We start from the raw sequence: 19,691 nt of genomic DNA, 5'->3' as shown, positions 1-19,691 counted from the left end.
GCCCTGCGCCGGGGCAGGCGCCAAACAAAGGCCATGCCTAGTGCCGCAATGATGATTTCCGCAATGGCGACAAGGGCAACTGAGGCACTCATTTTCCTTTGTTTCCTGCGTTTTGGAAAATGTGTTGCCGCTGCGAAAATTCTCGAAGACAGCAGGCGCAAATAGGTGTATTTCGCAAAGGCCGCCGACCGGTCCGCGCAGCTTTGACACTGCCTCAGGACCGTCGCCAATTTTGGATGGAGACCGGGCGCGGCACACCGGACACTGGGTCTTTCTAGGCACCATGGACAAGGCTTTGCCCCAGGCCGAAACCGGGGACACTTTCATTCGCATTGCCGAGCCCGGCGATCTCGCCGAACTGTTCCGCATTGAAAACGCCGCCTTTACCGGGGATCGCATTTCCCGGCGAAGCTTCAAGCGTTTTCTGGACAGCCCCCGCGCACGGCTTCTGGTAGCCATCGGTCCGAACGGGCTGGTCGGTTACGTGTTGCTGCTTTTGCGCCAGGGCACGGCGCTGGCAAGGCTATATTCGCTGGCCGTCGATCCTGTCTGCCGGGGGCAGGGGCTTGGGGCAAAGCTCTTGAAAGCGTCCGAGGCTGCCGCCTTCGACAGCGAGCGCATTGTGCTGCGGCTTGAGGTGCGGGCGGACAACGAGACCGCCATCGCGCTTTATCAGCGTGGCGGCTACCGCATGCTTGGCAAGGTGGAGGCCTATTACGAGGACGGCTGCGCTGCGCTGCGCATGGAAAAGCTGCTGCATGGTCCGGTATTGGGCACGGGAAACGCTCCTTATTATTCCCAGACCACCGAATTCACCTGTGGACCTGCCTGTGCGCTGATGGCGGCACGGCATTTTGACCGATCCATGCCGGCAGAACCCTTGACCGAGCTTACGCTCTGGCGGGAGGCGACGACGATCTATCTCGCCTCGGGGCATGGTGGCTGCGGCCCGTTTGGACTTGCCAATGCCTTGGCGCGGCGCGGGCTTGCCGTTGAGGTTCGGCTGTTTCCCGATGATCTTCTGTTTCTCAACTCCGTCCGCGACCCGGAAAAGCGGAAGGTGCTGACATTGGTTCAGGAAGGCTATCGCACGGAGGCCGAGGCGCTTGGCGTTGTCCGCTCGGAAAACCCTTTGGAAGCAACGGCCCTTGCTGCCGAGATTTCAGCCGGAACGCTGGCGATCGCGCTCATCTCCGGCTACCGCATGTTTGGCCAGAAAGTTCCTCATTGGGTGCTCGTGCACGACGCGGACGACCGCCACCTGATCATTCATGATCCGTGGCTGGAGCGAGAGCGCCATGAAAGCCCGGCGGATGCTGCCAATCTTCCCATTCCCTTTGCCGAATTCGACCGCATGGCCCGTTGGGGCAGAACCGCGGTCCGTGCTCAAATCCTGATACGAAAGGACGCCTGATCCAATGTCTTCCTGGGTCATTCTGGTCGACCACCTCAAAGATCTCTCCAACACGGATACACCGCACAAGGTAATGACCGTGCGGGAGTACCTGACGCATCCAAAACTGTTTGCCGGTGCCAAGCCGACCATTCTCAACCTCGCCCGGTCCTATGCCTATCAGGGCGCGGGCTATTATGCGTCTCTGCTGGCCGAAGCGCGCCAGCACCGGGTGGTGCCTGTTGTCGAGACCATGATCGAACTGTCCCGCAAGCAGCTCTATCAGCATGCCTTGCCGGAGCTTGAAGACCGGCTGAACCGCTGCCTGCGCAAGATGGCGCCCGAAGCTGCCGGTGCGGTTACAAGACTGCTGGTCTACCTCGGCCAGGTCGGTGATCCCGCGCTTGAACCGTTCGCCCGGCTGCTGTTCGACTGGTTCCGTGCTCCGGTGCTGGAAGTGCTTCTGGAAGAGGGCGAGTGGCGCAGCATCAAGCGGATCCGCGTGTTGGCGGTGAACGATCTTGAAGCGGAAGAACGTGCGCATTTTCTGGCTGCGGTGGAAAGCTATACGACACGTCCCTGGCGGGCTCCGAAACAACGCGCCTTGATGAAGTATTCCATGGCTGTTCTTTCCGACCCCAAGGAAGAATTGCCGCCATCTTCCATCGCCTCGCTGAAGCACATGGCCAAGGTGGCCGCGCGCCACGGCGTTGAAGTCGTGCCGATCGGGAAGGGCGATCTCGACAAGCTGGCGCAATATGACGCCCTGTTCATTCGCGAGACCACCAACATCGACAATCACACCTATCGGTTTGCCCGGCGCGCCGTGCAGGAAGGCATGCCGGTGATCGACGATCCGGTGTCGATGATCCGCTGTACCAACAAGGTCTATCTGACCGAGCTTCTGGCAAGCCACGGCATCGCGACGCCCAAGACCATCGTCCTGTCTTCCCTGAAAGAAGCAGGTGACCTGGAGGCCAGGCTCGGCTCACCCATCGTTCTCAAGATCCCTGACGGCTCCTTCAGCCGCGGTGTTTTCCGGGTGACGGGTGCCGACGCCATCAAGGAGAAGCTGAAAGAGCTTTTCCAGGAAAGCGCCATTCTGCTTGCGCAGGAGTATTGCCCGACGGATTTCGACTGGCGCATCGGTGTGCTGGACGGCGAACCGCTGTTTGCCTGCCAGTATCTGATGGCCAAGAAACACTGGCAGATCGTGCGGCACGAGACCGGCAAGAAAGCCGTCGAAGGCGGGTTCAAGACGGTTTCCATGGCCGAAACGCCACCGGCGGTCATCGATATCGCCGTGCGGGCAGCCCGCCTGATTGGGGATGGTCTTTACGGGGTCGACCTGAAGGTGATCGGAGAGCGGGTGGTGGTCATCGAGGTCAACGACAATCCCAATCTCGATCACGGGGTTGAAGATCTTGCCGAAAAGGATGCTGTCTGGGATCAGCTCATTCGCTGGTTTGTCCGCCGACTGGAGGCGCGTTAGAGCAACACCGGACTCAGATTCAAGGAAATGCTTCGGAAAAGGTTGCCGGATTAGTTTGAATCCCTTATGCCCGGCCCGTTCCATTTCCTTTGAACAGCTTACCTGCCTTGTCTGCAGGAGTGAGCAGGAGAAAACCGATGATTGAACTTACTTTCCCCGACAATTCCGTTCGCGAATACGAGGCAGGCACCACTGGTCTTGCCGTCGCCGAAGGCATTTCCAAGTCGCTGGCCAAAAAGGCCGTGGCCATGACCCTCGACGGGGAACTGCAAGATCTCACCGACCAGATCAGCGGCAATCACAAGATCGAGATCGTCACCCGCGACGATCCGCGCGCCCTTGAACTGATCCGTCACGATGCCGCCCACGTCATGGCTGAAGCCGTGCAGGAGCTGTGGCCCGGTACCCAGGTGACCATTGGTCCGGTGATCGAAAACGGCTTCTACTACGACTTCAAGCGCGTCCATCCGGACACAGGCGCCGACTGGCCGTTCACGCCGGAAGAGCTGCCGGTCATCGAAAAGAAGATGCGGGAGATCATTGCCCGGGGTGCCCAGTTCACCAAGGAAGTGTGGAGCCGCGACGAAGCCAAGCGTTATTTCGCAGCCAAGGGCGAGGACTACAAGGTCGAGCTGGTCGACGCGATTCCGGAAGGTCAGGACCTCAAGATCTACAAGCAGGGCCAGTGGCTGGACCTGTGCCGGGGCCCGCATATGGTCTCCACCCGGCAGATCGGCGATGCCTTCAAGCTGATGAAGGTGGCCGGTGCCTACTGGCGCGGTGACAGCAACAACGAGATGCTGACGCGCATCTACGCAACGGCCTGGCACAGCGAGAAGGAGCTCAAGGCCTACCTTCATATGCTGGAAGAGGCCGAAAAGCGCGACCACCGCAAGCTGGGCCGGGAAATGGATCTGTTCCACTTCCAGGAAGAAGGCCCGGGCGTTGTCTTCTGGCACCCGAAGGGCTGGGACATGTTCCAGAGCCTGATCGCCTACAAGCGCCGGGTTTTGAAGGATACCTACAAGGAAGTGAACGCGCCGCAGGTGCTGCACACGTCGCTTTGGGAAACCTCCGGTCACTGGACCTGGTACAAGGAGAACATGTTCTCCGTGCAGTGTGCCGATCCGGAAGCCGAGGACGAGCGCATCTTCGCGCTGAAGCCGATGAACTGCCCAGGCCACGTGCAGATCTTCAAGCACGGGCTGAAGAGCTACCGCGATCTACCGATGCGCCTTGCCGAGTTCGGCATGGTGCACCGCTATGAACCGTCGGGTGCTCTGCATGGCCTGATGCGCGTGCGCGGGTTCACCCAGGACGATGCCCATGTCTTCTGCACCGAAGAGCAGATGGCGGACGAGTGCCTGAAGATCAACGATCTGATTCTGTCGGTCTACAAGGACTTCGGCTTCGACGAGATCGTGGTGAAGCTGTCCACCCGTCCGGAAAAGCGCGTGGGCACAGACGAGGCGTGGGATCATGCCGAAGCGATCATGTCTGATGTGCTGAAGCAGATCGAAGCTCAGTCAGGTGGCCGGGTTAAGACCGACATTCTGCCGGGCGAGGGCGCTTTCTACGGTCCGAAGTTCGAATACACCCTGAAGGATGCCATCGGCCGTGAGTGGCAGTGCGGCACGACGCAGGTCGATTTCAACCTGCCGGAGCGTTTTGGGGCCTTCTATGTCGACAAGGACGGCGAGAAGAAGACGCCGGTGATGATCCACCGCGCCATCTGCGGTTCCATGGAACGGTTCCTCGGCATATTGATCGAGAACTTCGCCGGGCACTTCCCGCTGTGGTTCGCTCCGCTCCAGATCGTGGTCGCGACGATCACCTCGGAAGCCGATGACTACGGCCAGGAAGTGGCGGATCTTCTCAAGGCGAAAGGTCTCAAGGTCGAGACCGATTTCCGCAACGAGAAGATCAACTACAAGGTCCGCGAACATTCGCTGGCCAAGGTTCCGGTGATCATCGTGTGCGGTATGCGTGAAGCCGAGGAGCGGACCGTGAACGTTCGCCGGCTTGGCTCCAAGGACCAGACCCCGATGGGGCTGGACGAGGCGATTGCAGCGTTTGTCGAAGAAGCGACGCCGCCGGACCTGAAGTAAGGTTTTCCCTGGCATTAAGGGAAAATCTGACAGCTTGCACATTGCCCTGACATCAGGGCAATGTGCTGTCACAATCATGAAACAGGAAGTCTGGTATTGGGTTCCGGATTAGTCACCGTTTCATCAGGGTCAAAACGACTGCCGTGAACTACGCTGAATTCAGTTATGCCAATCCGGAACATCCGCCGCTGAAGCGCTGGACCATCCGCACCATCGAAGGGCTCTCCGGCCGCCGGAAGCTGCTCAACATCTATGAGGTGTGGAAGGAGACGATGGTCGGGACATCCGATTACATCTGGAATGACCTTCTTGGCCTTATCAATCTCAACGTTTCGGTTGCCGATGGTGAATGGCCGCCAAAGGACCTTCCGGAAGGCCCGCTGGTGCTTATCGCCAACCATCCCTATGGCATTGGCGATGGTCTTGCGATCCTGGCGCTTGCTGAAAAGCTCGGCCGCCCGTTCAAGATCCTGATCAACAACGAGTTGCTGAAGGTGCCCGAGGTCCGGCCGTTCTCGCTGCCGGTCGATTTCGAGGAAACCAAGGAAGCCCTCAAGACCAATATGGCCACCCGCAAGGAGGCTCTGCGTCTCCTGCAGGAAGGCACGACCATCATCGTGTTTCCGGGCGGCGGTGTTGCAACGGCGGCAAAGCCTTTCGGAAAGGCCGAAGAGCTGCCGTGGAAGACCTTCACCGCGAAGATGATCCGCTCATCAAGGGCGACCGTTCTGCCACTGTATTTTGATGGGCAGAACTCCTGGCTGTTCCAACTGGTGAGCAAATATTCTCTGACCCTTCGCCTGGCACTGCTCGTGCGCGAATTCCGCCGTATCCTCGGTTCCGTGATGACGGCGCGCGCAGGCAGGGCAATTCCGTTTGAAACGTTGGCCGGGTTTGGGGATCAGAAGGAAATCATGGATTTCCTGCAAACGAAGGTCTTGGAGATGGCGCCAGCCACACGGAGCCGGCGCTTGTTGGGCCGGCGGCAGTAATCACACTCACGCACTCAATACTGAATTGACGGCAGGCTGAGCGCCCACGGCAACTCAGTTGCTGATGCTGGACTGCTGTTGGCTTGCCAGTTCGCTGACGGAAGTGACCACTTCCACTTCCCGGTCTTCTCCCGGCTCCACCTGGAAGGTGTGCAGGTAGGTGCGCCCGTTGTTGCGGGCGAGCGCTTCGTATTCACCCTCAGCCAGCACGAAGTCAGGGAAAGCGCCTGTTGCTTCCACGACGACATCGCCGCCAGGGCTCAGAACGGACCAGGTCGTGTTGGCGATGGCTTCACCACCGCGTTCGTTGACCAGTTTGAGTGTGATACCTGCGGCCTTGTGGAAGATCGTTGCTTCGGTGAGCTTGCCCGGCAGCACCTGGATGTCTGCGCGGACGACCGCGTTCACATCTCCGTACTTGCTGACGATGTGATACATATTGGCGCCGAGACGGAGAATGGTGCCCGGTTTGATATTGCTGGCGATGAGGTTCCGCTCGCCGCGCTGGTTGAATTCCATGCCATAGAGATCGAAGGCAACAGCCCGATCATCGAGGTCTTCACCGTCCTTGAGGGCCGCGCCGAACTTGATACCGCCCGCATTGAGCGTCACCATTTTCGACTGGACTTCCTTGCCGATGACGATGCGGTTGGTTGCCTGGGCGTAGCCATAGGCGGTGTGGATCAGATAGGTGCCCGGGTCGAGACGAAATTCCGCATCGCCGCCCTTGGACGTTGCAACCAGCTGCAGACGACCGTCCGCATTGGTTGTTTCCGAATAGATCCGCCAGATAAGACCGTCATTCAGCGGCGGGCTGTCTGGGGTCAGCTTCGCCATCAGGTAAAGTGCACCTTGCCGCAGACCACCTTTGACACCGGGGGAGGAGGCTCGGGCGGGGGCATAGGGAACAAGCGTGTCGGAAAAGAGGGGTTCCGGTTCGCGGTCGAGCAGATTGATGATGGGTTCTTCAGGCTGCGTGGAGGGGGCGTTGGGATCCGGTTTTGCCAGCGGAACCGGCGGAACGTCCGATGTCTGTGCCAGCGAGGCAGGTGCTGCGCCCATAGCGATGACGGCACTCAGCATCAAGGAGACAGCGCTGCTTTTGACAGCACGCTTCCAAACCGACCGGCCAGAAAGGGGATCTGAATTCACCATGCCCACTTCGTTATCATTTTTGACTCGCAGACTTTTACCAGCCTTTTGAGGCATTCGTCACCTGAAACCGACCCTTGAGATCCGGCCCGGTTTGCCTTGTGCGCTTCGACCGGGCACAGGGAAATGACTATGTTTCTGTTTGCACTGCGATTTTCGCATTTCCATCGCAGAAAGGCCATCCGAGAAACCAAGATGACATACCCGAGATTCACCGCATTACAATGTTGTCCCTTATTGCGCCCGAAAATTGGGCAAATTCAAGACCCCGCGATCAAAGTTGACAATTACGTTCAATGAATTACGTGGATCGTACGACTGCAACAGGCGGACAGGATCTATTCATGCCAAGTAACAGCGCCGGATCGTCGGCAACTCTGGAGTTCCTAAGGCATCGGCGCTCGCACCCGTGCGTTACCATGACGGTGCCTGGACCAACCGAGGAACAGATCAACGATATTCTGACCATTGCAGCGCGCGTGCCCGACCACGGCAAGCTGGCACCTTGGCGTTTTGTGCTTTACCGGCCGGACCAGGGAGAAAAGATCGGGGTCTGGCTGGCGGATCGTTACGAAGCTCTCAACGGCCCGCTTGACAGCGAGCAGCGGCAAAAGGAATTGACCCGGTTTACCCGTGGTCCGCTGGTCATCGGTGTTCTGAGCCAGGCCGCTCAGCACCCGAAAATTCCGGTCTGGGAACAGGAGCTTTCCGCCGGAGCGGTTTGCATGAATTTGCTCACGGCTGCGGCAGCTTCGGGCTTTGCCTCGCAGTGGCTGTCAGAATGGTTTGCCTTTGACGAAGAAGCCGCCCGTTATCTGGGCGCGCGCGACGGCGAGCGGTTTGCCGGGTTCATTCATATCGGGACCTCGACACAGCCTCCTTTCGAGCGCCCACGCCCCAACCTTGCCGACATTGTTTCCACCTGGACAGAGACCGACTGACCCATGTTTTACGAAACGGAAAAAAACGACCACGGCCTGCCGCATAATCCGTTCAAGGCGATTGTCGCCCCGCGCCCGATCGGCTGGATTTCCAGCCTGGATGCGGACGGAAAAGCCAACCTGGCGCCCTACAGCTTCTTCAATGCTGTGTGCGATACCCCGCCAATCGTCATGTTCTCCTCGAGCGGATACAAGGACAGCGTTTCCAATATCGATGCGACCGGCGAGTTCGTCTGCAATATGGCCAACCTCGGCCTGAAGGATGAGATGAACCAGTCTTCCGCGGGCGTTGAACACGGTGTGTCCGAGTTCGATCTGGCGGGCCTGGAGACCGCAGCCTCGCACCTGGTGAAGGCCCCACGGGTGGCAAAGGCCGTCACTGCACTGGAGTGCAAGCACCTTCAGACGCTGCGGCTGAAGACGCTGACCGGCAGCGAAACGGACAATTACGTTGTTTTCGGCCAGGTTGTGGGTGTCCACATTGACGACAGCATTCTCGTTGACGGAATGGTGGATGTGACGCTTTACAAGCCGTTGTCCCGTCTGGGCTACATGGACTATGCGTCGGTGAACGAGGTGTTCCAGATGGGGCGGCCCAAGGCCTGACGCCGGTTCAGATGATTGCAGCTATTAGAGGCGCCCGCTGTGTCGGCGCCTTTTTTCTGACTTGCCGACTCACGGAATTCGGCGTTATTCGAATAAAGTAGTCGAATTTTTCCTGACGTGTTTTTCCAAAGGAAATGGCCGGTCGCTGCTTGGCTGTCCACATTACCGGCTTTCGGCATAAGTAGATCTATCCAGGCCCAAAAGAAAAAAGACCCGCCTGTAGTTGCCTAGATCACTGCCTGTGTGTTGTTAAGGTTTTGTTAACCTTTTGAGCGTGAAAGTTAACGCTGAAGGTTAACGAAGTGATAATTTGGTTCCGTCGAGGAGACAGGGTCATGCGAGTTGCTGACACCGCCTCGATCGCGTCTAGGATCGAGCTTGCGTTTCAGTCTGCCAGTACATCAACGGGTACGTCATTCGACTATCTGGTCAAGACAGCTGCGCGAGAATCGTCATTCAACCCCACGGCAAAGGCCAGGACATCCAGCGCCACCGGGTTGTTCCAATTCATTGAATCCACCTGGCTGGAAACAATGAAGGAAGCTGGTCCGAAACACGGTCTTGATAAATACTCTGATCAGATTCAACGATCCAGAAACGGAAAGTTCTATGTGAGCGACCCGCAAATGCGGCGGGAAATTCTCGAGCTGCGCAAGGACCCGGAAATCTCCTCGATGATGGCAGGGGCGCTTACACAGAAAAACGCCCAGTATCTGGAGCGCAGAATCGGGCGCGCTCCAACCGATGGCGAGCTCTATATGGCTCATTTTCTCGGGGCAAATGGGGCCAGCAGACTGATTGGGGCCGCCGATGCCAACCCTGACATGCGTGCCGACAAGATTTTTTCCTCTCAAGCCCGCGCCAACAAGCCGATCTTCTATCATTCCAATGGCAAAGCCCGGTCGATGCAGGAAGTCTACGAGGTCATCGTTTCCAAACATGACGCCGTGACGATGATTGCGCAGGCCAGCACCAACAAGAACCTGCGGACCTCCGGCGAGCTTAGACAGGTTGCGACCCTTCCCAATGCAAAGCCTGCGGAAGGTGCCGCGACAATCAATCAGAGATCCTTCGATCATCTGGCAGGAGACCCGGCTGCGGCCTTTGCCATGCGATCCAAGCCCGCGGGGCCGGGGCAGATTGCCAGGGCCGACTCGGCCGGGCCCCAGTTGCCACAGGAAGAGCTGTTTCAACTGGCGAAGGCCGATGTGCCGTTGCCAGAGCGGGCCGTGAACGAGAGTGTAACCTCAACGGCGAGCGCCGCCTTTCTGGAAGAGACCACCGGGGCGGTAACGTCGAATCGTCCGGTTCCGCAAAACACGCGTGAGACTGCTGGCGACGGCAAGAATTTCGACGCGGGCGACAGAGTTCTGTCCGCTTTCCAGGCGACGGAAACGGCCAGTCCCTTTGAAGCTCTTTTCCGCAATGATGAGGCTTCGAACCAGGCTGGCGTCAATCCGCGATTCGCATCCGCCTTTGCGGCGGTGGAAGAGGCTGCCCGTTACAGCGCCCTGTCCGGAGCTTCCAACCAGGTTCAGGCGCAGGAACTGGCGTTGGTGAATCAGGGTGGACCGCTGGATCTGACACGTTTCCTCCGCCAGAAAGCCGAAGAAGAGCAAAAGGACCTGTTACCTCCGGCCTGAGGCCGGAGAACCTGGCAAAATTATGGTGAACCGATCGTTAAGCCTTTGGTGTCAGACTAACACTCGACACTTGGGAAGATTGTTTTACCGCCATGAATGCATACGACTTTCACCCTCTGAACGAAGTTGACGAGCGATCCTTGGATATACGGGCCGCGCAAGAATTCGCGGACCGTTATTTGGCAGCCGAACCGGGCAGCCAGGAACAGATCAGCATGGCAGCAGCCCTGACCATCCTTCTCGACGATCCCAGCCGCGGCGTCCGCAAGGCGATAGCGAACATGCTCGCGTCGTGTAGCTATGCTCCCGGTCATGTGGTGCGTTGCCTTGCAAGCGATGTAGACGAAGTGGCTTTGCCGGTTCTGAAAAACTCCCCCATTCTGACAGACGTTGAGCTGGTCGACCTTCTTGCCGAAGGCAGCGATGCTGTTCAATGCGCCATTGCCTCGCGCGAGGGACTGCCGGCTTCGGTGTGCGCCGCGATTTGTGAGGTTGGCTGCGAGCAGGCCTGCAGGCAGCTTCTGGAGAACAGGAGTGCGCGTATTCTACAGTCTTCGCTTCTGCGTATCGCGCAAAGGTTCGAAGACCGGCCGGATCTATGCGACCAGCTTCTGAAAACCCGGGACCTGCCGCTGACCACCCGTTACCAGTTGTTGATGCGGCTTGCGCAGAACCTTGACGATCATCCGATCGTGCTGGAGCGGGTTCCTGAAAACCAGCGCCACACCTTCCTGAGCGATGCGGAAGACAAGGTCGTTCTGCGGCTCGCTCTGGAAGCCGGTGCGGATGATCTGCCGGAGTTCGTCGAGCATCTGCGTCTCAACGGAAAGCTGACCACAAGGTTGTTGCTGCGCGCCGTCTGCTGTGGCCGGTTACGGTTTTTCGCTGCAGCGCTTGCCAACCTGGGCCAGGTGCCGCTGCCGAGGCTGTGCAAGCTTCTGGTGACGGTTCGCCGGTCGGCGCTGCAAGCCATGCTCCGCAAGGCTGGTCTGCCTCTGCGCGCGCACCAGGCCTTCCTGCTGGCGATCGACATCGCCCGGCAGGCGGATGCCGATTTCACCTACGATCTGGCGCTGGACGAAGCCCGGATGCTGACGGAAACGCTGCTGTCCGAAATGCAGGACGGTGCCTTGGGGGCGGACGAAGACGTTGCCGCGTTCCTGCGCCGCTTCGCCATCGACGTTGCCCGCCTGGAAGCACGGCTACTCGTCAAGAACAGCGGGTTACGGGTGACTGCGGCCGCTTGAGCCGCTTTTGCGATCCGGCAACAGCCAATGTCTGTCGCTGTTCGGAGGCGCACTTGTTTTCGGGCAGCGACCACGGACAGGTGTTAGGCTGCATGTAAGCTGACACCCCCAACCGTTCGAGGCCGTCTAAAAAGACGCAGCCGGGGACCTGCCTGTCCACAAAACGCTCCACGCCGCACCTGGTTTTTTTCAGATCGCGGACTCGCCGGAAAAACGCAGCTTAGAGTGTCTCAAAAACCAAGCTTCAGCCGCGCGGTTATAGCCAGGTGCAGGTTTTTATCCAACTTGCCTTGGAACCTCTGCAAGCGAGCTTTCTGCCGCAGGGGTGTGTAAGGGTCTGGCGTGCCAGGCCGTGAGATTTTCCTATTACCTTGTTGCCGTATGCAGACGGGTTCTTCGGACAGTTATCCGTGGTCTTCGTCTGTGCGCTCGACTTCTTGCTGTTGCCAGAAGGGTCAGGCTTTCTGGTTGCAACACAGCGGCCGTTCTTCAGTTCCTGGTTCCGTCCACAGGTCAGCGGGCAAACGCGTCCGGTTGATTTCTTGAGTTGATCCAGAATGGCGGGGCTCGGGTCGAGTGAGGCGAGATCAATGCCCGCTTCCCGCCCGTAGGTCCTCAGCGCCCGACGGCTTTTGTTACCCCAGTCTCCGTCAACACGGCCAACGGAACAGCCGACCCGATTGAGCTCGGTCTGCAGAGCCGTTGCCAGTTCCTCAGGCGAGAGCGGTGTTACTGGCGCTGGCGAGACGCTTGCCGGTGTTTCGTCAGGTGTCAGCGCGGCAACGGTGATTTCGTCAGCCGGCTTGGTTGCCGTTCTTTCAGGTGAGGTGTTCGCCGCCGAAGCGATGGTCTGGGCTTCTGCCTGTGCCTTGGCTTGGGCCTTTCGGCGCTCTTCGGCTTCGGCCTGGCGTTTGATCGACTCGATTTTCAGCCGGGCAAGGTCGGCATAGATCCCCTTGGGATACCGGGTGATGTAGCTTTCAAACATCTCCGGCCTGTTCGAGTTCTGGATCGTCTGCCAGTAGGTGATCTCGGCCGTTGTATCCGGCTTGGCCTGCTGGGCCTTGTCACGCTCCGCTTTCGCATTGATTTCGTCGATCCGGATCCGCGCGATATCAGCGAACTGACCTTCCGGGTAGCGAGACAGATAGGTCTCGAAATAAGCGGCATTCTGACCGGACTTGATGCTGTCCCAATAGGTCAGCTCAATCTGCGGGTTGATCGTCGGTTTCTTTTCTTCCGGCGGTTCGACAACTTCCACGGCTTTCAGGATGACTTCACCTGTCAGCGAGGAATTGTCCCAGGGGACCTGCTGTCCCTTGGTGGCTTCCAGGACGTCCCGACGCACCATCACAAGGTCGCGGGTGACGTCCTGCCCGGGCGTGCCAAGGTGCTTGATCAGGGCAGACGTGAACGGGCTGTTTTTACCGTCGCCGTCAAGCGCGACATTTCCCGGCTGCGTGGCAAAGGAAATGAGGGAGCCGACCCCGGATCCGATCTTCGCAAGGCCTCTGCCAACAGCGCTTGATCGCGTTCCCATGGACCGGGCAAGGTTCTCTGTGAAGGGATTGTTCCGGCACGCATCCAGAAAGACCAGGTTCACCTTCGTGCTCTGCTCCATGGCATTCAACACGAGGTTTGCTGGCAGCGTTTCGAAATCCAGGTCGAGATGGGTATCGAGCTGGGCGTCGACTGGGACAAGATAGTTCTCGCCATTTACCTGAATGCCATGACCTGCATAGAAGAACAGGGCAAGATCAGCCTTGTCGAGCTTCTTGATGAAGGTGCGCACGGTCTGGCGCATGTCCCTGAGGCTGAGGTCAAGGCCTGTCACCACATCGAACCCAAGATCCTTGAGCTTTTCCGACATGCCCTGTGCATCGTTATAGGGGTTCTTCAACTCCGCGACGTTGGCGTAACCCGAGTTGCCAATCACGAGGGCTACTCTTCGTTCGGCTTGTGCGGAATTCAAAGACAGCAATAAAAGAAAAAAGACACAGAAAAAATGTTTCACGGCCAATCTCCAAGAATAACCGGAATGCTATGTCTGGCTGAATTCTGTGTCAATCAACTGTTTGACGTTGCTGCAGGAACGCCGTTTGAGAACCGGTCTTGCGAGACGTCAGGTTTCGTCCGGTTGCGGCGGGAACTGTGCAAGATATTCTTCCGTTACCCCTTGCAGGGTTTTCAGCAGTTCGACACCGGTCTTGTTGGCTTCGTCCTTTGCGCCTTCGGCCACCATGGCACGAATGGCCTCAACGTAGCGTTCGACAAGAGACAGGGGCAGCTTGTCGGGGGAGGGCACGGTTTCGATCAGGTGGCAGAAACTGGCAGCTGCCTGACCGACCAGCGGAAAGCCGAGTGTCAGGGCCTGGCCCTTGATGTTATGCGCGGCCTGAAACAGGCTAGCCAAGGTTTCGTCGTTCAATCCTTCGGTCCGAACGGCTTCCCAGGCGCGGAGCAGGGTGGCGCTTTCGTTGTCCATCCATGTTCCGAAGTGGGATGACAAGCGTGCCAGCGCCGCTTCAGCAGCCTTGACCGGGTCGAACTTCTTCGCCTCGCGGGGCGTCAATTCCCGAACCTTGCTGCGCAAGTCCGATGGCGGGGACAAGATTTCATATTCCTGGTCCTTGGCAGTGTCGGCCATGACGGCAAATGTCCTCTATATCCTGGCTTGGTCTGGCATCGAGTGCGCCCAAGAGCATGTCTTGAGCACCGTTTGCCAGAGCCTGCGCCCCGCAGTATCGGCAATCATGCTTAACAGTATGTTTCCGTAAGGATGCCCTGACCCTAATAGCGGAACATTTCTGTGAGGATGCGCTCGTCCCAGCCGTGATCGGAATCAAACATGATCACGCCTTCCGCCTCCGGCGCCTCACGCACGGCGACATGGGTGACATTGCGGATTTCTGTGTGGTCCGCCGATGCGCTGACAGGGCGCTTGAAGGGATCGAGAATCTCGATGTCGACCTTTGCGCCGTTGGGCAGGATCGCGCCGCGCCAGCGCCGTGGCCGGAAAGCGCTGATCGGGGTGAGCGCGAGCAGCTGGGCGGTAATCGGCAGGATGGGCCCGTGTGCAGAAAGATTGTAGGCGGTGCTTCCGGCGGGAGTGGCGACAATGATGCCGTCGCAAACAAGCTCTTCCAGCCGGACGCGGCCGTCGACGGATACGCGCAGCCGGGCGGCCTGCGATGTCTGGCGCAGCAATGAAACCTCATTGATGGCCAGCGCATGATGAATGTCGTTTGCGGTTGTCGCCGTCATTTCCAACGGACGGATGGTCGTGATGTCAGCCAGGGCAAGCCGGTCCTTCAGGTCGAATTCCTTGTATTCGTTCATCAGGAAGCCGACGGAGCCGCGGTTCATGCCGTAGATCGGCTTGCCGCTGCCCATATGCCTGTGAAGCGTTTGCAGCATCAGGCCATCGCCACCAAGCGCCACAATGACATCAGCCTCGGCCACCGGAACATTGCCGTATCGGGCGGACAGGTCTTCGCGTGCCTTGAGCGCTTCCTCCGTGTCGCTGGCTACAAAGGCAAGCTTCTCGGTGGAAACCGGACGGAAGTGTTCGGCACTGGAAGGAGGCACGGATTGGTACATGAGCCGGGGAGTCTTTGCGTCTGACAGTCTGCCGGCCGGAACCTGCTGGCATTGCGAAAAGGCATCCGACCGAACTTACGGAAGTAGCACCATAACCGGGCGACCGGCTGAGGTGCAGAGAAAATTTGTTTTTTCCGTCCGGATAGTGTTCGCACGGCGGGCGGGCATCAGTCGTGCGCATCTACAGATGGTCTGAGGGGCGGGGCTTCAGGTGGGCTTTGTGCTGGACAATGCGGATTGGCCAGAAGGTCCTGCCATCCGTAGAAAGGCACGATGGCTGAGCGGAGATCATCGATCCTGGCAGACATGATACCAGCCACCCGGAGCCCGTTCGGGGTTTCGACCAGAAGGGGCCCGCCAGACGCGCCTGCTTCCGAAGCGCAATCCGTCACCCAACTTTCCTCCGTGGTGCCCAGCACGCGACAGGCAGGCACAACAGTGGGCAGGAAACGGCGGCTCCGGCGATAGCCGGCGGATTGAAATCTTGTCTCCCTGGTCAGGATCGCCGCTTCTTCCGGAGCGAGAACCGAAACGGGCTGCAAGGTGCTTGGTTCTTTCAGTACGATGACGGCGACGTCCTTGTGAATGTCCTGCAGCTTGGGTTTTTGAGCTGGTTCGTAGCCCTGTGCGATGAGCACGCAAGCAGGAACCAGGCGGGCAGAGTATTCGTCCCGGCGAACACCGGCGATGAACAGGAGGTCGTCAACCGGCAACGGTCTGCCTGTCGATTTGTTGTAAAGGCAATGGGCGGCGGTGAGCACGAGATCGGGCGCGATCAGCGTACCGGTGCACATGGTTGTCGACTTGAACCCGGCGAAGTTGACACGGCCGATGGATGTCCAGGGAGCCTCCGCCGAGTCGATGACCTTTAGTTCGGCTGCCGTCGCGGATGCAGGCTTGAAACAAAGCAGGGCGAGTGCGGTGAGGGCGATAGCGCGCAGTGCTATCCGTCCCGCAAATCTAAAAGGTCGATTGTTTTGCATCGCCGCTTGCATGCTCCAACCCCCTCCTCAAGGGCTCATCTTGGCGCTCGGAGCTTAATGCGGACCTAAGCGGACTGGCGAAAGGCCGGGCTATTCCCGGTAGTAGTCCCAGACCGGGGAGCGGGCCAACGTTTCGTCGTTGTGGCACATTCTGGCTCCCAGCAGCGCATTGAGGTTGGCAATAACCTGTTCCGGATATTGCGCGGCCTCGTTGACCGGAGCACCCTGCGTGGAGGCCGCCTTCATCAGAATATTCGGCAATCCGGAAAAATGCACGAATTGCCAGTCCCGGCCAAGGCGGCACAGCGCTGCGGGTGAACCCTCATGGGCAGATGCCGGGAACTTGCCGGGCCATTTCTTCAGAAGCTGCCGGTAGTCGAATTCCCACAAGGCGGCATCGCGCCAGGAGAGAGGCGTTTGGCCGGAAAGATATGGCATCAAGCTTGCGCCGTCGGTGGCGTGTTCAGGGGCAACGTCCAGCAGATCCAGCAGGGTGGGAAAGATGTCGGTGGAGGATGTGAAAGCAGTGACCCGGGTCGCGCTGGTCTTTCCCGGTAGGCGGATCATCAGGGGGATGTGATAGCTCTCGCGGTAAAATCCGCCTTTGCCAAGCATCCAGTGGTCGCCCATCATTTCCGCATGATCGGACGTGAAGATGATCAGCGTGTTGTCGAGGGCTTCCAGCGCCTGAAAGATCCGGCCAAGCTGAGCATCCACTTCGGTAATCATGCCGTAATAAAGCGCACGAAGCCGTTTCAGATCGCGCGGTGTCAAATCGTGTACGACATCTTTGCTGCCGGGCAGATGGGAGGCGAGCTGCTGATAATCCTGCAAGGCCGCCACCAGGGGGTGAAATGCGGCTTCTTCGGCTGCGGTCGGAGCACCTGAAAAGCCGGGACCGTCCTCCGGATCATGCAGGGTGTGATAGGGGGCAGGAACCGCGATAGGCGGATGCGGGCGCAGGTAAGAGACATGCGCCATCCACGGCCTGTCTTCCTCCTGTTCACCGAGCCACGTGAGGAAAGCATTCGTCAGGAAAGCGGTCTGGGTTTCATCCCTGGAGTATCTGGCCGGCCGGAGGCTGACCTTTTCCCCGTCCTCTGGTTCCACATGATGGATGGTGGGGAAACCGGCTGGATCGTGGCCGCGTGCCGCCATCCAGGAAAGCCATTGCTTTTCATCCTCGGCAAGAGGCTGATGAACCTGGAAGCCGGGCAGAATGCCTTCGTAGGTCGACAGGACAGGATCGTTCGGATGATGCTGGCGCGGATCCGGCGCGGTGTCGGTGTAGCCAAACAGTGTCGGCGAATACCCGGCCCGGCGGGCCGCGCGGGCGATATTGTCGAACCGGTCATCCAGCGGCGCGCCATTCCAGACGACCCGGTGGTTCATCTGATAAAGCCCAGTGTAGAGAGATGCCCGCGCAGGCGAGCAGGGGGCCGTTGCCGCGTAGTGCTGCTCGAAGACGGTTGCGGTTGCGGCGAAGGCATCCAGGTTCGGCGTCTGCACAACCGGATGACCAACGGTTCCAAGGCAATCGCCCCGCCATTGGTCCGCGGTGATCAACAGGATGTTCGGACGCGTCATGCAGCTTCCAGTTTCTCGATCAGAGCGGGCAGATCTGCGACCGTATCGATCACATAATCCGCACCGGCTTTCCTGAGCTGTACCGTGGCATGCTGGCGCAGTGCGTCAACCTCATCTTCTGAAAGGGCAGCAAGGTCTTCCGGTGTCTTGCCGGCATAATTGCCGGACAAGGCAAGTCCGACAGTCAGGCAGCCTGCTGCGACGCCTTCGGCGATGCCGGGTTCGGTGTCATCCACCTTGATCACCGCGCTTGGCGGATAGGCGACCAGATCGACAAAGCATTTATACATGCCGAGAGGGCCGGGGCGGCCTTCCGGCAGGTCGTCGGCACAAACGAGGTTGTCCGGTTCATAGCCCTGTTGGGCAGCTTTCGGCAGCACGCGTTCCATGATCGAGCGTGTGTAGCCTGTGGTCGAACCGATTTTCATGCCCTTGGCGCGAAGCGACCTGACCACATCGGCAGCTCCCGGCACAAGATCGGCGAAATCGGCAACGACGTCCTCATTCATCGGCACGAAGATCTTGTAGACCTTGTCGACATCGGCATCCGTTGGCGCATGGCCGTATTTGGCGGTCCATTGCGCGCTGATGTCCGGATCGTCCATCATGGAGCGGATATGGTCCCATTTGGGTTTACCCATGGGGCCGCGTGCCTGGTCTATGGTTGCCTTGATGCCGAATGTCTCGAACGCTTTTACGAAGACACCCATGGGGGCAAAGGAGCCGAAATCGATCATGGTGCCGGCCCAGTCGAAGACCACGGCTTTGAATTTGCTCATCTTGGTTCCTTACGAATAGAGATCGGCAATTGTTTCCTCGCCAATGGCGAAGGCGGTTGAAGCGCCGCAACCGGCCGTCACGACGACAATGCGGGTGGCGCTGTCCGGCGCATCGGTAAAGCGCCAACGGTCGGAGGCGGAGGCATAGGTGCCGATCCAGGTTTCCGAAATGTCATAGGGTCCGAGATCCAGGACAGTTTCCATCTCATGCAGGATTAAATCGTTCACGATCTTATCGGTGAACGGGTCAGGCGTGGCGCTGTAGTGATGGCTGTCACCGACGACGAGGCTGCCGTCTTCGGACTGGACGACAATCAGATGAATCCCGTTCTCTCGATGGTCGGCCATCTCCCGGTCCAGCCTGGTTTTCAAGTGAGTTGCCTCGGGGAGTTCAGCATAGCCAAGGTACCGGGCAAGGCCGAGGTCGGACATGACGGCGGTGCCAAGGTTGATGCGTTTGTGCGGAGCAACGCGCAACATCTGGAGTTTGCAGCGCGTGACTTCATAGGCGGCAATCCGGTCCGAAAAGAGCGTCGTGCCATCGTCGCCGGGGCAGACTATCACGGCCTCCGCGTGCACGGTTCCGCGGGAGGTTTCCAGTTTAGGCGTTTCGACGGAATTGACGCTTGTCTGCCAAAGAAAGTCGACCGCATGTGCCTCTTCCAACCAGTTGGCAATCCGGGGCAGGGCATCCTTGGATTCCACCCTCACTTCCAGAGGGGAATAGAGGGCGCAGGTGATCTTGTCCTGTCGCAACCGTGGAACCTTGAGCGCAGCTTCGGTCGCAGTCAGGCGCTGGCAGTCCGCTCCCATTTCGGTCTTCAGAAACGCGTCGATGACGGCTTCGGATTCCGGAAGCCTTGCGGTCATCGTCAGGCCTTCATGCAACAGCGGAATGCGAGCAGCTTCTGCAACTTCCGCCCACACTTGACGACTGCGGGCCGCTTTCTGCCAGCAATCGCCCGCCTGTTGGCCTGTCACGGTCACGAAGCCGAAATTGCGGATGGATGCGCCGTTGGCCTGTTTGTCACGATCAATGACAACCACTTTCTTGCCGCGCCTGACCGCTGCGAGTGCGTGTGCGAGTCCGACGATTCCGGCGCCAACGATCGCAAGGTCATAGGATCTCTGTTTCATGCAGAAGGTCTCTGGAATTGTGTTGGAGACG

At 58.9% G+C, this 19,691-nt stretch carries 16 protein-coding genes; 8 read left to right on the top strand and 8 right to left on the bottom strand.

Annotation, left to right across the window (positions count from 1 at the left end):
- Positions 1–283: 283 nt before the first annotated feature.
- From AC2A6O_RS11660 to AC2A6O_RS11645, 4 genes are all read left to right on the top strand, one after another.
- Entirely contained in the window at positions 284–1,414 is a 1,131-nt protein-coding gene (locus tag AC2A6O_RS11660; protein ID WP_498927175.1) for a peptidase C39 family protein, read from the top strand.
- 4 nt (positions 1,415–1,418) lie between these two features.
- Positions 1,419–2,885: a RimK family ATP-grasp domain-containing protein gene (locus AC2A6O_RS11655; RefSeq protein ID WP_148586551.1), complete on the top strand. Its 1,467-nt coding sequence runs from the start codon at positions 1,419–1,421 to the stop codon at positions 2,883–2,885.
- Between the two features lie 137 nt (positions 2,886–3,022).
- Positions 3,023–4,993, top strand: a complete 1,971-nt coding sequence (gene thrS / locus AC2A6O_RS11650; protein WP_498927173.1) for a threonine--tRNA ligase — start codon at positions 3,023–3,025, stop codon at positions 4,991–4,993.
- Positions 4,994–5,136: 143 nt separating this feature from the next.
- Entirely contained in the window at positions 5,137–5,985 is an 849-nt protein-coding gene (locus tag AC2A6O_RS11645) for a lysophospholipid acyltransferase family protein (RefSeq protein ID WP_148586553.1), read from the top strand.
- Between the two features lie 54 nt (positions 5,986–6,039).
- Here the strand turns inward: AC2A6O_RS11645 and AC2A6O_RS11640 are convergent, their stop codons facing one another.
- Positions 6,040–7,068 carry an RgsD C-terminal domain-containing protein gene (locus tag AC2A6O_RS11640; RefSeq protein ID WP_148586554.1) on the bottom strand — a complete coding sequence of 343 codons (1,029 nt, stop codon included), beginning with the start codon at positions 7,066–7,068 and terminating at the stop codon, positions 6,040–6,042.
- Between the two features lie 488 nt (positions 7,069–7,556).
- On the opposite strand from AC2A6O_RS11640, the gene AC2A6O_RS11635 reads away from it, so the two are divergent.
- The 4 genes from AC2A6O_RS11635 (at position 7,557) to AC2A6O_RS11620 (ending at position 11,574) form a co-directional block, all read left to right on the top strand.
- Positions 7,557–8,078 carry a nitroreductase family protein gene (locus tag AC2A6O_RS11635; RefSeq protein ID WP_498927979.1) on the top strand — a complete coding sequence of 174 codons (522 nt, stop codon included), beginning with the start codon at positions 7,557–7,559 and terminating at the stop codon, positions 8,076–8,078.
- Positions 8,079–8,081: 3 nt separating this feature from the next.
- Positions 8,082–8,684 (top strand): flavin reductase family protein, encoded by a 603-nt coding sequence (locus AC2A6O_RS11630; RefSeq protein ID WP_148586556.1) that lies wholly within the window; start codon positions 8,082–8,084, stop codon positions 8,682–8,684.
- 335 nt (positions 8,685–9,019) lie between these two features.
- Complete coding sequence (locus AC2A6O_RS11625) at positions 9,020–10,327, top strand: transglycosylase SLT domain-containing protein (protein WP_148586557.1); 1,308 nt, start codon at positions 9,020–9,022, stop codon at positions 10,325–10,327.
- A 179-nt stretch (positions 10,328–10,506) separates the two neighbouring features.
- On the top strand, positions 10,507–11,574 hold the full coding sequence (locus AC2A6O_RS11620) for a DUF2336 domain-containing protein (protein WP_209001284.1): 1,068 nt from the start codon (positions 10,507–10,509) through the stop codon (positions 11,572–11,574).
- A 256-nt stretch (positions 11,575–11,830) separates the two neighbouring features.
- On the opposite strand, the gene AC2A6O_RS11615 is transcribed toward AC2A6O_RS11620, so the two are convergent.
- The 7 genes from AC2A6O_RS11615 to AC2A6O_RS11585 all read right to left on the bottom strand — a co-directional run bounded on the left by AC2A6O_RS11615 (position 11,831) and on the right by AC2A6O_RS11585 (position 19,660).
- Entirely contained in the window at positions 11,831–13,588 is a 1,758-nt protein-coding gene (locus tag AC2A6O_RS11615; protein WP_498927169.1) for a caspase family protein, read from the bottom strand.
- A gap of 108 nt (positions 13,589–13,696) precedes the next feature.
- Complete coding sequence (locus AC2A6O_RS11610; protein WP_148586559.1) at positions 13,697–14,221, bottom strand: Hpt domain-containing protein; 525 nt, start codon at positions 14,219–14,221, stop codon at positions 13,697–13,699.
- 143 nt (positions 14,222–14,364) lie between these two features.
- Positions 14,365–15,174: an NAD kinase gene (locus AC2A6O_RS11605; protein WP_498927167.1), complete on the bottom strand. Its 810-nt coding sequence runs from the start codon at positions 15,172–15,174 to the stop codon at positions 14,365–14,367.
- 167 nt (positions 15,175–15,341) lie between these two features.
- The gene (locus AC2A6O_RS11600; RefSeq protein WP_498927165.1) at positions 15,342–16,157 is read right to left on the bottom strand and encodes a trypsin-like serine peptidase; all 816 of its coding nucleotides are present in this window, start codon (positions 16,155–16,157) and stop codon (positions 15,342–15,344) included.
- A gap of 90 nt (positions 16,158–16,247) precedes the next feature.
- A complete protein-coding gene (locus tag AC2A6O_RS11595) occupies positions 16,248–17,744 on the bottom strand; it encodes a sulfatase-like hydrolase/transferase (protein ID WP_498927163.1) in 1,497 nt (498 codons plus the stop codon).
- Positions 17,741–18,523 (bottom strand): phosphonoacetaldehyde hydrolase, encoded by a 783-nt coding sequence (gene phnX, locus AC2A6O_RS11590; protein ID WP_498927161.1) that lies wholly within the window; start codon positions 18,521–18,523, stop codon positions 17,741–17,743. Before phnX ends, AC2A6O_RS11595 begins: the two co-directional genes overlap by 4 nt.
- Before the next feature lie 9 nt (positions 18,524–18,532).
- Complete coding sequence (locus AC2A6O_RS11585; RefSeq protein WP_498927159.1) at positions 18,533–19,660, bottom strand: TIGR03364 family FAD-dependent oxidoreductase; 1,128 nt, start codon at positions 19,658–19,660, stop codon at positions 18,533–18,535.
- Between the last annotated feature and the right edge of the window lie 31 nt (positions 19,661–19,691).

The sequence above is a fragment of the Labrenzia sp. ATLA3 genome (assembly GCF_057180185.1).
Note: the sequence above shows the minus strand (reverse complement) of the source record. Positions and strands in the feature narration are given on the sequence as shown.